We start from the raw sequence: 15,223 nt of genomic DNA, 5'->3' as shown, positions 1-15,223 counted from the left end.
TCCTAGTGCATCAGAAAATCATGCAGCGACTGGCTGGCGCGCTGCAGTTCGCCGGACTGCGAAAACAGCGCCGCCAGCAGGCTCTGCATCCACCCGGCCAGACTCAGTTCGTCGCGCTTGAGGATGACCCCGCCCACCACCCGGGCGCGCTGGGTGTGCACCCCGGAAGGATGGCGTTCGAGCAGGTAATGAAACTCCTCGGTGCGCACGGTGATGCTCTGCACATGGCTGGTCTTGGCGAACAGGCCGTCGCGCTTGCGCACCACATCCACCTGGCCCGGCAGATCGCCTTCGAGGCGCGCAGCCAGACCCTCGACAAAGGCCTGGATGTCGGCGCTGGAGCGGCGGACCCAGGCGGCTTGCAGATCGATCTGGTTGGCGTCGTCCGCGCCGGGATCGGTGGGATTCAGAGTGTCGTTCATGGGTGGGTCATGGGTAGGGAGCGTGGTGAGGGAACATCGAGGCCAGCCGCGGCGCGCGGGTGCCGCGCAAAATCACCGGAACCACCGGCATGTCGGCCCGCACCGCCGCCTCGAACGGGCCGAGGTGAAAGCCGAGCAGGCCGGGGTCGCGGCGCAGCTTGCCGCTGGAGGTCTTGCGCACCGTTGCAGCGGGGCCAGCACCCCCTGGTCGGGCGCGCCGAACATCACCACACAGTCTTTGTGCACCCCGGCCAGCTCGCCCACGGCGAGTTCGACTTGGCGCGGATAAATATTGCGCCCGCCGCGAATGATGAGGTTTTTCACCCTGCTGGTGATGTAGGTCTCGCCCTCGACGCGGTAGGCCCGGTCGCCGCTGTCGAGCCAGCCGTCGCGCGGCAGCGTTTGCGTCGGTTCGAGCTCCACCGTTGCCACGTGTGCGCCGGCGCTGTTCGGCGGCGGCCCCTGGCCATTCTCACTGCGCGCAGATTCCATGTCCGGCTCCCGCCAAGCCGCGTTCGCCCTGCTGGCGCCGCGGGTTTCGCTTCACGCTCAATCATGGGCGATGGTTGTTGGATCGGCTGCGTCCAGAAAAGTGCGGAGCCTTAAGGCTCGCCAAAGCGAAGCCAGGAATGGCGCCTGAGAGCGCCCCCAGACCTGCCGCGTTCGCGTCAGGCCCCCCCGAGGGGGACGAGAAACCTCAGGGCCCGATCGACTGCAGCCACGCCCGCAGGGCAGCCTGATCGCGTGGGGCGCCCATCGCGAGTTGTGCTAGTCCGTTGCGGTCGCGATAGACCGCCAGCGGCACGCTTTCATACACCCCGGCCTGTTTGAGCACGCCGACATTGGCGGCGAGGATGCGGCCGGTGGCTGCCGTGATTTGCCCCGCGCCCGGTAGCGCCGGTGCAGGGCGGTTGGGGTCGAGCCCATGTTCTTCGGTCGCGCGAAACGCCTGCAGCCGGTCTTTGGCCTGCAGGATGGTGGCCGCCTTGGCCGCGCTGCTCGGCGCAAGAATGGCCACGGGCACCCAATCGACCTGCAAACCGTCTTTGCCAACGTAGGGGCGCAGCGCGCTGTAAAGCTGTCGGCAATAGGGGCAATTGGGGTCGAAAAACACGGTGAGCACGCGCGGGCCCTGCCCTTCACGAATGCGCGTGGTCTTGTGCAACTGCGCGAGCACCTGCGCCGCGGCCCGGATGTCGGGCACAACCCCGGTCTGCACCGCGGGCGAAGCCGCCTGCTGCTGGGCCTGAACGGGTAGAGCGCCCAGACAAAAGGCGGCACCACAGAGGCAAAGAAGTCGAGAACAAAAACGTGATCGGACCATGGCGTCGCCTTTCGCAACTCAGGAAGTCATCCTGATCAGCCACTCACTTTGCGATACGCCGCCAGCAAGGCGCTGTGGCTGATACTGGCTTCGAAGTTGGGGCCAAGGGTGGTCAGGCCCCAGAAGCGTTGTTCCTGATTGAGCAGCGCAAGCGCAAGGTCGAGCGTATGGCTGCCGAAGAGCAGGCGCAGCGCAGGGGCGTAGAGTGAGAGGGTGTCAACGAATCCGCCATGCCTGCTCGTCACACCCAAATCGTCCCACTCGGCGTTGCGTTCGGTGTTGTAAGCGCGCGCCGTGCCGACGGGCACGGCTGTGCTTTGCGCCTTGATTGGAACCCTTTGGGCACGCTGCTCGGCCACGCCGGATTCATTCACACCCTCTGAGGTGTCCTGCAGCTTGAGCAGATCGGCGATGCAGCGAAACACCTTGAGCCGTTCCGGGCTGCGCTGGCCATACTGGGCGAGCCAGGCGCAGCCTTCGAGAATGGCGTCGTCATCGCCGCTGGCCAGCGCCAGCAGCAGCTTGAGTTCGCCGATCTTGAGCCCGGCCCAGGCGGTGTCGGGGTCGGGGGCGAGACCAATGAGCACGCTCACCGGGCGCTCGTCGGCCAGTTCCAGTTCGACGATTTGGTCGTAGAGCGCAACGCATTCGTCCCCGGACAATTCCGGCAAGCGGGCGATGTCGGAGCGCAGCGCAATGCCCACACTGTTGTTCTCGTATTCGAGTTCGTCCACCGGATAGATTTCGCTCACCCCGGGCACGAGGATGCGGCAGGCGTAAACGCCGAGCTGGGTGAAGTCGGCAACATAGATCTGATGGCCCTCGGCGTGCAGCGCGGCCACCGACCAGTGGTAATCCTGTTCGGTGGAGGCGCCGAAGTTCCAGTCGGCAAAGTCGAAGTCGGGCGTACTGCGCAAAAACTCCCACGACAACACGCCGCTGGAATCGACGAAGTGGATTTCCAGGTTTTGCGGATCGGCGATCTCGTCACGGTCGAAGCCGGGAGCGGGAAATCCGGCCAGCGCGTCGAGCGCGCGGCCCTGCAGCAATTCGGTGAGGGCGCGTTCCAGCGCGATCTCGAAATGCGGGTGCGCGCCAAAGCTGGCGAAGCAGCCCTGATCGCCGGGGTGCAGCAGGGTGACGTTCATCACCGGGTAGCGCCCGCCGAGCGAAGCGTCTTTCACCAAGATGCCGAAACCCGCCTCGCGCAGGCCGCGGATGCCGACGGCAATGTGCGGGTAGCGCGCGATCACGTCCTCGGGCACGTCCGGCAGGCACAGCGCTTCGCGGATGATGCGGAACTTCACATGGCGCTCGAAAATTTCCGACAACGCCTGGGTGCGCGCTTCCATCAGCGTGTTACCGGCCGACATGCCGTTGCTCACATACAGATTGCCGATGAGGTTGACCGGAAAGTAGGCGGTCGCGCCGTCGGACAGGCGCTGATAGGGCAGCGCGCAAATGCCGCGTGCCTCGTTGCCGGAGTTGAGGTCGACGAGCTGCGCGGCAGGCACCGCTTCGTGCGGGTTGTAGAAGGCGCGCAGCTCGGGGTTGAGCAGCCCCTCGGGCCAGGCGTCGCCGTTCAGCGGGAACCAGCGCTCACCCGGCGCATGCACATGCGCACGGTGGGCTATTGCCTCGCCCAGGTAGAAATGCGTCCAGAAATAATGGGTGGACAGACGCTCGGCAAACTCGCCCAGCGCGCTAGCCCGCGCCGCCAGCTCCGAGGCGCCCTTGCCGTTGGAGAACAGCAGTGCGCAGTCGTGATCGCGCACATGCACCGACCACACACCTTCCACCGGGTTGAGCCAGGAGCGCTCTTCGAGGTGAAAGCCCAACTGCCGGAGCCTGCCGCGCAGCATGGCGATGGACTGTTCGAGCGAAGCGTCCTTGCCGGGAATGAAATGTTCGGGGGAGGTCATGGGCGGGGCCGGTGGAAAAGGGCGCTCAGCATAGAGCCTGCGCCCGCCGCCCCGCGGAGGTCAGAGGATGTGAATGAACCCGGCGTGGCCGAGCAGCGCGCCCAAACGCCCCCGGTCAAGGCGCAAAGCACAGCCGTGCCCGTCGGCACGGCGCGCATTTGCAACGCCGAACGGGGGTGTTTGGGCGCGAGGAGCGGACATGGCGGATTTGTTCACACCCTCTCAACTCTCGGTGTTTGGCTTGGCGTTGCCGGAGGGGACGGAGTTCGGCGGCACAGCGCTACCGTGATCTTCGCCCGGCGCATCGGCACTGTCGGGTTTATTGGCCTTGCGCTGCAGTTTTTCCTGCTTTTTGCGCTCTTTGGCGAGTTCTTTCTGACGCTTTTCGTAGGAGTAATTTGGCTTGACCAATGGGGTGTCCTGGTGAATGGTGAAAGAGGCCTTGCAGCCACTGAAGACTTTGGGGCGCGAAGCGGGAATGTCACATGCTATCGAAGGTCGCGGCCCGGACTCGCCGCGTCAAGCACTCTTCGCGTCGAGACGGTGCTGCGCGGCCAGTTCCATGATGCGCTCCAACTCGGCATCACGAATGCCGATGTCGCGCAGCGCCTGCGCAGTGCGCGCGACGTAATCGAAAGTGGTGCCGTAGCGGCCACGGCAGGTGCGCAGAATGTCGAGCAACTGCGCGTCGTCTAGTTCACCTGTATAGCTCGGGCTGCTGGGCTGCAGGGTGAACGCGAGCGCCTGCACCACGCCCTGCGGAGTGCGGCAGGCAATCCAGCGCGGGTCATAGACGGCGCGAGGCATTTCGCGCTTCCACAACTGGCGCAGTTCGCGCTCGGCCCGACTTTGGGGCACGCGCAGGGCAATGCCGCTGCAGGAACCGCCGGACATCAGCGCGAACACCAGGCCGGGCGCTTCTTCCGTGCCCCGGTTGATGCGCGACCACATGCGCAAGGTGCGCCGCCAGCCCCACACCCGCGCTGGACGCACTTCGTCATGCACGACTTCCGGGTTCCAGATCAGCGAGCCGTAGCCGAACACCCAGAGGTCGCCATCAGGGCGGCTGGCCAGCGTGGACTCCAGCATGTCTTGCGGATCCCGCCCCGGAAACTGGGGCAGGCCGTGATCGTCATCGGCTTCGCGCATCATCCCGGCATTGTCCGAGAAACCCGGCTGCACCGACCCTATATAGATCAGAAAACAGATCAGCAAACGGTCGATCTGTCGTGGTCGGACGCTGCATCAACGTGGCAACACGGTGCTGCCCATCAAAAACCGGTCGATCTCGCGCGCAGCCTGGCGGCCTTCGCGGATCGCCCACACCACCAGGCTCTGACCACGGCGCATATCGCCCGCGGCGAACACCTTGGGCACATTGGTGGCATAGCCAGTTTCGTCTTCGGTGCCCGCCTTGGCATTGCCGCGCGCGTCCTTGTCGATGCCGAAGGCGTCGAGCACACTGCCCACCGGATGCACGAAGCCCATGGCCAGCAGCACCAGATCGGCAGGCAGGGTGAACTCGCTGCCGGGCACTTCCTGCATACGGCCGTCTTTCCATTCGACGCGGCAGGCCTTGAGCTGCTTGACCTTGTTCTTGTCCTTGCCGGTTCCGGGGATGAACTCCTTGGTGGCCACCGCCCAGTCGCGCGAGCAGCCTTCTTCGTGGCTGCTGGAGGTGCGCAGCTTGATCGGCCAGTACGGCCAGACCAGCGGCTTGTTCTCTGCCTCAGGCGGCTGCGGCATGACCTCGAACTGGGTGACGCTGGCCGCGCCGTGGCGGTTGCTGGTGCCCACGCAGTCCGAGCCGGTGTCGCCGCCGCCGATCACCACCACATGCTTGCCCGTGGCTGTGATCTGGTTTTTCAGCTTGTCTCCGGCGTTGACCTTGTTCTGCAGCGGCAGAAACTCCATGGCGAAGTGAATGCCATCGAGTTCGCGCCCCGGCACCGGCAGATCGCGGGGAAACTCGGCGCCGCCGGTCAGCAGCACCGCGTCGAAGTCGGCCTGCAACTGAGCGGGAGTGAGGGTCTCCTTGGCCCAGTTGGCCACAGTGGCGCCGGGGCCGTCCTTGGGCAGTTCGGCCACCAGCACGCCGGTGCGGAAGGTCACGCCCTCGGCCTGCATCTGCGCAATGCGACGGTCGATGTGGCTCTTTTCCATTTTGAAATCGGGAATACCGTAGCGCAGCAGGCCGCCAGCGCGGTCGTTCTTCTCGAACACGGTGACAGCGTGCCCCGCACGGGCAAGTTGCTGCGCCGCCGCCAGCCCAGCCGGGCCGGAGCCGACCACGGCCACGGTCTTGCCGGTTTTGTGCGCTGGCAGCTGCGGCGTCACCCAGCCTTCGTTCCAGCCCCGGTCGATGATGGCGTGCTCGATGGACTTGATGCCCACCGGCGCTTCATTGATGCCCAGGGTGCAGGCCGCCTCGCACGGCGCGGGACAGATGCGCCCGGTGAACTCGGGGAAGTTGTTGGTCGAGTGCAGCACGTCGAGCGCGCGCTTCCAATCGCCCTGCCACACGAGGTCGTTGAAGTCGGGAATGATGTTGTTGACCGGGCAACCGTTGTTGCAGAACGGAATGCCGCAGTCCATGCAGCGCCCAGCCTGCGTCTTGGCCTTGTCTTCCGGCAGTTCGTGGACGAATTCCTTCCAGTGCTTGAGCCGCACGGCGGGGGCTTCGTACTGTTCTTCCTGCCGCTCGAATTCCATGAATCCGGTGATTTTTCCCATGGTCGATCCTTGTTCGTGGTGCTTGAACGATGCACTTCAGTTATTTGGCGGGCACGCTGGCGTGGCCGACGGGCGCTTTGGCTTTATCCGTGGCGGCCTGCGCCTCGCGCTTGGCAGCCATTTCACCCAGCGCCCGCTTGTACTCGTGCGGGAATACTTTGACAAAGCGGCCGCGCGCCTCTTCCCAGGTGTCGAGCAATTCACGCGCGCGCTGCGAGCCGGTCCAGCGCAGATGGTCTTGCAGCAGCTTGCGCAACTGGGCTTCGTCGGTCTGGCCGCGGTGCCATAGCGCTTCGGCCTGCTGCGCTTTCTGCTCGGCAGCCGGAAGCACCTTGTCGAGCGCCACCATGGAGGTATTGCAGCGCTTGGCGAACTGGCCGTCCACGTCGTAGACGTAAGCCATGCCGCCGCTCATGCCGGCAGCGAAGTTGCGGCCGGTTTCGCCCAGCACCAGCACCGTGCCGCCGGTCATGTATTCGCAGCCGTGGTCGCCCGTGCCTTCGACCACGGTGGTCGCACCGGAATTGCGCACGGCGAAGCGCTCGCCCGCCACCCCGCGGAAAAAGGCTTCGCCTTCGATCGCGCCGTAGAGCACGGTATTGCCGACGATGATGTTGCTCGGCGCGTCGCCACGGAAATCGAGACTGGGGCGCACCACCACGCGGCCGCCCGACAGCCCCTTGCCGGTGTAGTCGTTGGCTTCACCGATGAGGTAGAGCGTGATGCCGCGGGCGAGGAAAGCGCCGAAGCTCTGGCCGCCCGTGCCTTCCATCTGGATGTGGATGGTGTCGTCGGGCAGGCCGTCATGGCCATAGCGCCGCGCCACTTCGCCGGAAAGCATGGCGCCCACGGTGCGGTTGACGTTGCGCGCGTTCTGGATGAACTGCACTTTCTCGCCGCGCTCCAGCGCGGGACGGGCGCGTTCAATCAGCACATGATCGAGCGCCTTGGCGAGGCCATGATCCTGCTCTTCGGTCTGACGGCGCGGCACGTCGGCAGGCACATCGGGCTGATGGAACACGCGGCTGAAATCGAGCCCGCGCGCCTTCCAGTGCTCGACGCCCTTGCGCGCGTCGAGCAGCTCGGTGCGGCCGACCAGATCGTCGAACTTGCGCACGCCGAGCTGGGCCATGATGGCGCGCACTTCCTCGGCGATGAAGAAAAAGAAATTCACCACATGCTCGGGCTTGCCCGAAAACTTTTTGCGCAGCGCCGGGTCTTGCGTGGCCACGCCCACCGGGCAGGTGTTGAGGTGGCATTTGCGCATCATGATGCAGCCCTCGACCACCAGCGGCGCGGTGGCGAAGCCGAATTCGTCGGCGCCCAGCAGCGCGCCGATGACCACGTCGCGGCCGGTCTTGATCTGGCCGTCCACCTGCACGCGGATGCGGCTGCGCAAGCGGTTGAGCACCAGGGTTTGCTGGGTTTCGGCAAGACCGATTTCCCATGAAGATCCAGCATGCTTGATGGAGGACAGCGGCGAGGCGCCCGTGCCGCCGTCATGCCCGGCGATGACCACATGATCAGCCTTGGCCTTGGCCACCCCGGCGGCCACCGTGCCCACGCCGCTTTCAGCCACCAGCTTGACGCTGATGGACGCGCGGGAATTGGCGTTTTTCAGATCGTGGATGAGCTGGGCCAGGTCTTCGATGGAATAGATGTCGTGGTGCGGCGGCGGCGAGATAAGGCCCACGCCCGGCACCGAGTAGCGCAGCATGCCGATGTACTCGGACACCTTGCCGCCGGGCAACTGCCCGCCCTCGCCGGGCTTGGCACCCTGCGCCATCTTGATCTGGATCTGGTCGGCGCTGGCCAGGTATTCGGCGGTGACGCCGAAGCGGCCGGAAGCGACCTGCTTGATCTTGGAACGCAGCGAATCGCCTTTTTTCAGCGGAATGTCGCTGACGACGCGCTCGGCACCGAGCACGCTGCCGAGGGTGTCGCCGTCCTGGATGCCGCTTGAACCCGTGCGCATTTCAGGCCGGTAGCGCAGCGGGTCTTCGCCGCCCTCGCCGGTATTGCTCTTGCCGCCGATGCGGTTCATCGCCACCGCCAGGGTCGAGTGCGCTTCCGTGGAAATGGAGCCCAGCGACATGGCGCCGGTGGCAAAGCGCTTGACGATCTCAGCGGCCGGTTCCACCTCATCGATGGCAATGGCCTTGCTGGGGTCGATCTTGAACTCGAACAGGCCGCGCAGGGTGAGCATGCGGCGCGACTGGTCGTTGATGATCTGCGCGTATTCCTTGTAGGTGTTGTAGTTGTTGGAGCGCGCCGAATGCTGCAGCTTGGCGATGGCGTCGGGCGTCCACATGTGTTCTTCGCCGCGGGTGCGCCAGGCATAGTCGCCGCCTGCATCGAGCATATTGGCGAGCACGGGCGAATCGCCGAAGGCATCGCGGTGCATGCGCAGCGCTTCTTCGCCCACCTCGAACACGCCGATGCCTTCGACCTGCGTGGAAGTGCCGGTGAAGTATTTGTCCACCAGCGCGCGCGACAGGCCCACGGCCTCGAAGATTTGCGCGCCGCAATAGCTCATATAAGTGGAGATGCCCATTTTGGACATCACCTTCTGCATGCCCTTGCCGATGGCCTTGACGTAGTTGGTGATGGCCTTCTCGACACTGAGATCGCCCGGCAGGTCTTTGGCCATTGCCGCAATGGTGTCGAGCGCCAGATACGGGTGCACCGCCTCGGCGCCATAGCCTGCGAGCACGGCGAAATGATGCGTTTCGCGCGCGCTGCCGGTTTCCACCACCAGCCCGGTCTGCGTGCGCAGACCGTGGGCGGTGAGGTGCTGATGCACCGCGCTCAAGGCAAGCAGCGCGGGAATGGCCACGCGCTGCGCGCTCATGTGGCGGTCGGTGATGATGAGAATGTTGTGGCCGCTCTTGAGCGCATCCACCGCTTCGGCGCAAATGGACGCAATGCGCGCCTCGATGCCTTCATGCCCCCAGGCCACCGGATAACAGATGTCGAGTTCGAAGCTGCGGAACTTGCCGCCGGTGTGCTGGGCAATGGAGCGCAGCCGCGCCATGTCGTCGTAGTCGAGCACCGGCTGGCTGACTTCCAGCCGCATGGGCGGATTGACCTGATTGATGTCGAGCAGATTGGGCCGAGGGCCGATGAAGGACACCAGCGACATCACCATGTTCTCGCGGATCGAATCGATCGGCGGATTGGTCACCTGCGCGAATAGCTGCTTGAAGTAGTTGTAAAGCGGTTTGGCGCGGTTGGACAACACCGCCAGCGCGGCGTCGTTGCCCATTGAACCCACAGCCTCGTCGCCCTTTTCGGCCATCGGCGCCATCAGGAACTTGAGGTCTTCCTGCGTGTAGCCGAAGGCCTGCTGGCGGTCGAGCAGGGGGATGGACGAGGGCTCGGCGTGGCCCAGATGATCGAGGTCGTCAATGCGGATACGCAGGTTTTCGATCCACTGACCGTAGGGACGCGCACTGGCGAGCTGGCTCTTGATTTCCTTGTCGTCGATGATGCGGCCGGCCTCCATGTCGATGAGGAACATTTTTCCCGGCTGCAGACGCCACTTCTTGACGATATGGCTCTCGGATATGGGCAGCACGCCCGACTCGGACGCCATAATGACCAGATCGTCGTCGGTCACGATGTAACGCGCCGGGCGCAGGCCGTTGCGATCGAGCGTGGCGCCGATCTGGCGTCCATCGGTAAAGGCGATCGCGGCCGGGCCGTCCCACGGCTCCATCATCGCGGCGTGGTACTCGTAGAAGGCGCGGCGGCGCGGGTCCATGAGCGTGTGCTGTTCCCAGGCCTCGGGGATCATCATCATCATGGCGTGCGACAGCGGGTAGCCCGCCATCAGCAGCAGCTCAAGGCAGTTGTCGAAGCTGGCGGTATCGCTCTGTCCGGGGTAGATCAGCGGCCAGAGCTTTTGCAGATCGGCGCCGAGCACCGGCGAAGACACGGCGCCTTCGCGCGCGCGCATCCAGTTGTAGTTGCCCTTGACGGTGTTGATCTCGCCGTTGTGCGCCACCAGCCGGTAGGGGTGCGCCAGCGGCCACTCGGGGAAGGTGTTGGTGGAAAACCGCTGGTGCACCAGCGCCAGCGCCGACACCACGCGCGGGTCTTTGAGGTCTTTGTAATACTCGCCCACCTGATCGGCCAGCAGCAGGCCCTTGTACACAATGGTGCGCGCTGACATCGACGGCACGAAATACTCTTTGCCGTGACGCAGATCGAGCTTCTGGATGGCGTGGCTGGCGGTCTTGCGGATGACGAACAGCTTGCGCTCCAGCGCGTCGGTCACCATCACATCCGGGCCGCGGCCGATGAACACCTGGCGGATCACCGGCTCCTTGGCCCGCACCGTGGGCGACATCGGCATTTCGGCATCGACGGCCACATCACGCCAGCCGAGCAGTACCTGGCCTTCGGCGCGGATGGCGCGCTCGATTTCCTGCTCGCAGGCCAGACGCGAAGCCTGCTCGCGCGGCAGGAAGATCATGCCCACGCCATACTCGCCCGGCGGCGGCAGTTCCACGCCCTGCGCCGCCATTTCTTCGCGGAAAAAAGCGTCTGGAAGCTGGATCAGGATGCCCGCGCCGTCGCCCATGAGCTTGTCGGCCCCCACCGCGCCGCGATGGTCGAGGTTTTTGAGAATGAGCAGACCGTTTTGCACGATGTCGTGCGACTTCACCCCTTTGATGTGCGCCACGAAACCCACGCCGCAGGCGTCGTGCTCGTTTTGCGGGCAATAAAGCCCGTCGCGGGACAGGGCGGCGATTTCGGCGCCAGGGGCGGAATTTAGGGGCGTGGACATGGCAGGCTCCGCAGTGAGTCAACAAGAGTGTGCGAATTTACTGCATCGCAGCACGCGACGCAACAAAAATTCACTATTATGTCCCTATTAAATAGGAGAACCTGAAATCGACAAAATTAAAAAGGGACAGATTATTCTCGTTCTGGCTGATCGGTCCTGAGAAGCACGCCGGGTCGCCCCATGGGTTTCTCACCCCCCTGGCGCGCAGCGGCAGGTCTGGGAGTCTCTCAAGCAACTTTCATGCGCGGGCGCCCCCGACGGGCAGGAGCCAGCCGTCGCCCACTCTCAGACTCCAACTCCGTCAGGAACGCCGCATCACCCACTGCGAGGCCGCTGCGCAACGCGGCCTCCAGCGCCTGGCATTGCGGCGGAGCGACGCCGTGCGCCAACCGCTCGCGGTAGGTAGCCTCGCGGGCAAAGGGCGTGTTGCCCAGTTGCCAGTAAGCGTCTGGCGCCGAAAGCAGCGGAGGTCGTGCACCACCTGACGGCACTTCGCCGCAATGCGCCGCCTGGCTGCTCCAGGGCCAGGCGGCGGCACCGGCCAAGTCGGCGCGGTCTGCCGCGCGGTCGATCCACACCATCGCGGCCAGCTCCCAATCGCCGGGTTGCACCAGCGCGCTCTGAAACCGTCCGGCCCAGGCCGGTGCGCGCTGAATGGGCGGCGACGCCCCGGCCGACTCCGCCGGAGCTGTGGCCCGCGCGCGACTCGCACGCCGCGCCAGACCCTGGACATAGCGCGAAAGGTCGGCAGCGCTCTGCGGCGTGAGCAGCAGCAGCACCGCTTCGGGCAACACGGCATAGCCATGCAGCCGCACCGAAGCCAGACCCAGCCCCTGCGCCATCCACAACACAAACTGATCGCGCTGGGCCGACGTCGCCAGAGGCGAAGCGCCGGGCGCGGCCTGCAATCGCACCAGATGCGCCCGTCCGGGGCGGCAAAAGCGAGCTTGCCGCGCCATCAGCGGCGCAGCGCCTCGCGCAAGGCAGCGATTTCGTCGAGCAAATCGAGCACCAGGGCAGCGGCGGCGGGATTGAGTTCCAGCTCGCGCTGCAGCCGCACCGCGCGGCGAGCCCGTGCCAGCGCCTCGCCACTGAAGCGCCATTGCGCCACGGCGCTTGCGGGCTGCATCGGATCGATCACGCCCTCTTCGACCAGATGCACGATCTGCGTACGCTCCACCCGGCAAAGGGCACAGACCTGGTCGACCGTGATGTCGATCTGTTCTTCCAGCACCACGCCGACCAAGGGCGCGGCATTCGCGTTCGAGGGGGCGTTCATGATTGAGCTCCTTGGTACAGCGCGGCGCGCGGGTTGAACGAGGAGAAATCTTCCTGCAGACGACGGTAAGCCGAGCGGGCGGCCTCGGTATCCGCCGGGGGCAGCGCCACTTGCGCGACCACATACAGATCGCCCGGCGTGGCCCCAGGGATGCCGCGGCCCTTGAGCCGCAAGCGACGCCCGCTGCCGGTGGCCGGGGGAATTTTGAGCGCGACCTTGCCGTCGGGCGTGGGCACATTGACTTCAGCGCCCAGCGCCGCTTCCCACGGCGCCAGCGGTAGGTCGATGAACACGTCGCGCCCTTCCACGCGGTAAAGCCCGTGGGGGTTGAAACCGATTTCCAGATAAAGATCGCCCGCGCCACCCTCACCCAGACCCGGCGCACCCTGCCCCGCCAGACGGATGTGCTGCCCGGCGCGCACCCCTTTGGGAATCTGCACCCGCAGAGTGCGCTCGCGCGTCACCACATGCCCCTGCGCATCGACTTCGGGCATGCGAAGGTTGAGCGTTCGGGTCGCGCCTCGGTAGGCGTCTTCCAGATCGATGAGGATTTGCGCATGGTGATCCTGCCCGCGCAGGTGCATACCTTGGGCTCCCGGCCCGCCCTGGCCTGCCCCCGCGCGCCGCGCGCCGCCTGCGCTGCGCGCGAACAGGGCCTCGAAAAAGTCGCTGAAATCGGCCTCGTTGCCCGGCATGCCGCCGCGCTGCTCGAAGCCCGCGCCCCAGTCTGGCGGCGGCTGAAAGTCTTGACCGGCGCGCCAGTTGCTGCCGAGCTGATCGTAGGCCGCGCGCTTTTCCGGGTCTTTGAGCACTTCGTAGGCCTCGCCCAATTCCTTGAACTTGGCCTCGGAACCGGCTTCCTTGTTCACGTCCGGGTGGTATTTGCGGGCGAGCTTGCGGTAGGCGCGCTTGATTTCGTCTTGCGTCGCGCTGCGCTCCACGCCCATGACCTTGTAGTAATCCTTGTAGTCCATCGTGCGTTCCTGTGCGGAAAATGAATCTGGTGATGAAGTGGGGACGGAATCTGAATTTGCAAAACGCTGAGCGCTATTTTCCACCGCATCGGCGCCTCGCAACCACGACCGTCTTGCTCGCCTAGAATGGAAGAGAGTGAATCCGCTGCGGCAGGCTTTGTCCTGCAAATCCCCAGGCGGAACTCTGCGCGGGTCAGGGTGCCCGCCCGTTGACGCCGTCAACGCCCGAGCCGGTTTCAACTGATGTCCGGCTGCTCAATTTTCCATCGCCGCCATCACACACCGCACGGATGAACACCACGACAACCCCGACCGAAGACACTCCTCAGCCTGAACGCTTTTCCGACCTGGCGCTGGACGCGCGCATTCTGCGCGCCGTCAGCGATATGGGCTACGAAAAACTCACACCCATCCAGGCCAAGGCCATTCCGCTGCTGCTGGATGGGCGCGACATCATGGGCGCCGCGCAGACCGGCACCGGCAAGACCGCCGCGTTCTCCCTGCCCATCCTGCAGCAGCTCTTGCCGCTGGCGTCGACCAGCGTTTCTCCGGCGCGCCACCCGGTGCGCGCGCTGATGCTGGCACCCACGCGCGAGCTGGCCGATCAGGTCTACACCAATCTCAAGGCCTATGCCAAGCACACGCCGCTGCGTTGCGCCTGCGTGTTCGGCGGCATGGACATGGCGCCGCAGAAGGCCGAGCTGCGCACCGGAGTCGATCTGTTGGTGGCCACGCCCGGGCGCCTGCTCGACCACCTCGAAGCCAAGACCGTCAACCTGGGCCAGGTGCAATTCGTGGTGCTCGACGAGGCCGACCGCATGCTCGACATCGGCTTCCTGCCCGACCTGCAGCGCATCCTCGGCTTTTTGCCCAAACAGCGCACCACCCTGCTGTTCTCGGCCACGTTCTCCACAGAGATCAAGCGACTGGCGCAGAGCTATTTGCAAAACCCGCTGCTGGTCGAAGTGGCCCGCCCCAACGCGACCGCGACCAATGTGGAGCAGCGCGTCTATCAGGTGGAAGAAGACGACAAGCGGGCCACCCTGGTGCAACTGCTGCGCGACAACCCGCTGCCGCAGGTCATCGTGTTCGTCAACAGCCGCCTCGGCGCCGGCCGACTGACCCGCTTGCTGGAGCGCGACGGCATCAAGGCCGCGGCCATGCACGGCGACAAATCGCAGGCCGAACGCCTTACCACGCTGGAGGCCTTCAAGCGCGGCGAGATTCAGGCGCTGGTCGCCACCGATGTGGCCGCGCGCGGACTCGACATTGCCGAACTACCCGGTGTGGTGAATTACGACGTGCCCTTCAGCGCCGAAGACTATGTGCACCGCATCGGCCGCACGGGTCGCGCCGGCGCCTCCGGCCTGGCCATTACCCTGGCAACGGCGCGCGACGCGCGCTCTCTGGCCGATATTGAGAAGCTGATCAAGCGTCAGTTTGAAAAGCAGACCGTATCGCTAGAGCGCGCGCCTCGGCCGCGCCGCGATGCGGACGAGACGCGGGAACATCGCATCGCGCGTGCGCCTCGTGCACTGCCGAGCGACACCGGCGCCTCGGCGCCGGTGACTGCACGCGTTTCACGATCCTCGCGGCAGGATCCGTGGTTCGACAAACCCTACGAAGCCGACCCGAATGCCCAGCCGGTTTGGGAGGCCGCATCAGCTTCACCCGGAAGCGGCGTGCGCTCGACGTCCTCGAACATTCGCCCGCGACGCAAAATCGCCGCCCTGCTGGGCGGAAGCGATCCGAAATAAGCCGATTCGGCTAAGCGAAG

13 protein-coding genes are annotated in these 15,223 nt (G+C 65.2%); 1 reads left to right on the top strand and 12 read right to left on the bottom strand.

Going from position 1 to position 15,223, the window contains the following annotated elements; translation table 11 throughout:
- Window positions 1–2: 2 nt before the first annotated feature.
- The 12 genes from THI_RS04045 to THI_RS03995 form a co-directional block, all read right to left on the bottom strand.
- Window positions 3–422, bottom strand: a complete 420-nt coding sequence (locus THI_RS04045; protein ID WP_013104953.1) for a hypothetical protein — start codon at window positions 420–422, stop codon at window positions 3–5.
- A gap of 72 nt (window positions 423–494) precedes the next feature.
- Complete coding sequence (locus tag THI_RS04040; protein ID WP_013104952.1) at window positions 495–914, bottom strand: acetyl-CoA synthetase; 420 nt, start codon at window positions 912–914, stop codon at window positions 495–497.
- Window positions 915–1,119: 205 nt separating this feature from the next.
- Window positions 1,120–1,746, bottom strand: a complete 627-nt coding sequence (locus THI_RS04035; protein WP_013104951.1) for a thioredoxin fold domain-containing protein — start codon at window positions 1,744–1,746, stop codon at window positions 1,120–1,122.
- A gap of 35 nt (window positions 1,747–1,781) precedes the next feature.
- Window positions 1,782–3,668 carry a 30S ribosomal protein S12 methylthiotransferase accessory factor YcaO gene (gene ycaO / locus THI_RS04030; protein WP_013104950.1) on the bottom strand — a complete coding sequence of 629 codons (1,887 nt, stop codon included), beginning with the start codon at window positions 3,666–3,668 and terminating at the stop codon, window positions 1,782–1,784.
- A gap of 60 nt (window positions 3,669–3,728) precedes the next feature.
- Window positions 3,729–3,869, bottom strand: a complete 141-nt coding sequence (locus tag THI_RS18740) for a hypothetical protein (protein ID WP_157096575.1) — start codon at window positions 3,867–3,869, stop codon at window positions 3,729–3,731.
- 21 nt (window positions 3,870–3,890) lie between these two features.
- A complete protein-coding gene (locus tag THI_RS04025; RefSeq protein WP_013104949.1) occupies window positions 3,891–4,079 on the bottom strand; it encodes a hypothetical protein in 189 nt (62 codons plus the stop codon).
- A 108-nt stretch (window positions 4,080–4,187) separates the two neighbouring features.
- Window positions 4,188–4,820, bottom strand: coding sequence for a gamma-glutamylcyclotransferase (locus THI_RS04020; RefSeq protein ID WP_013104948.1), 633 nt, complete (start codon window positions 4,818–4,820; stop codon window positions 4,188–4,190).
- A 93-nt stretch (window positions 4,821–4,913) separates the two neighbouring features.
- Window positions 4,914–6,401: a glutamate synthase subunit beta gene (locus tag THI_RS04015; protein ID WP_013104947.1), complete on the bottom strand. Its 1,488-nt coding sequence runs from the start codon at window positions 6,399–6,401 to the stop codon at window positions 4,914–4,916.
- A 40-nt stretch (window positions 6,402–6,441) separates the two neighbouring features.
- Window positions 6,442–11,193 (bottom strand): glutamate synthase-related protein, encoded by a 4,752-nt coding sequence (locus tag THI_RS04010; protein ID WP_013104946.1) that lies wholly within the window; start codon window positions 11,191–11,193, stop codon window positions 6,442–6,444.
- 227 nt (window positions 11,194–11,420) lie between these two features.
- Window positions 11,421–12,152: a hypothetical protein gene (locus THI_RS04005; RefSeq protein ID WP_013104945.1), complete on the bottom strand. Its 732-nt coding sequence runs from the start codon at window positions 12,150–12,152 to the stop codon at window positions 11,421–11,423.
- Window positions 12,152–12,472: a chaperone modulator CbpM gene (locus THI_RS04000; RefSeq protein ID WP_013104944.1), complete on the bottom strand. Its 321-nt coding sequence runs from the start codon at window positions 12,470–12,472 to the stop codon at window positions 12,152–12,154. Before THI_RS04000 ends, THI_RS04005 begins: the two co-directional genes overlap by 1 nt.
- On the bottom strand, window positions 12,469–13,446 hold the full coding sequence (locus tag THI_RS03995) for a DnaJ C-terminal domain-containing protein (protein WP_013104943.1): 978 nt from the start codon (window positions 13,444–13,446) through the stop codon (window positions 12,469–12,471). The genes THI_RS04000 and THI_RS03995 overlap by 4 nt, the downstream gene beginning before the upstream one ends.
- Window positions 13,447–13,736: 290 nt before the next feature.
- Between THI_RS03995 and THI_RS03990 the strand changes: the two genes are divergently transcribed.
- Window positions 13,737–15,203, top strand: coding sequence for a DEAD/DEAH box helicase (locus THI_RS03990; protein WP_013104942.1), 1,467 nt, complete (start codon window positions 13,737–13,739; stop codon window positions 15,201–15,203).
- Window positions 15,204–15,223 lie beyond the last annotated feature (20 nt).

Origin of the sequence: Thiomonas arsenitoxydans, assembly GCF_000253115.1 — a bacterium.
GTDB classification, from domain to species: domain Bacteria; phylum Pseudomonadota; class Gammaproteobacteria; order Burkholderiales; family Burkholderiaceae_C; genus Thiomonas; species Thiomonas arsenitoxydans.
This window is presented reverse-complemented; position numbering and strand designations above follow the sequence as displayed.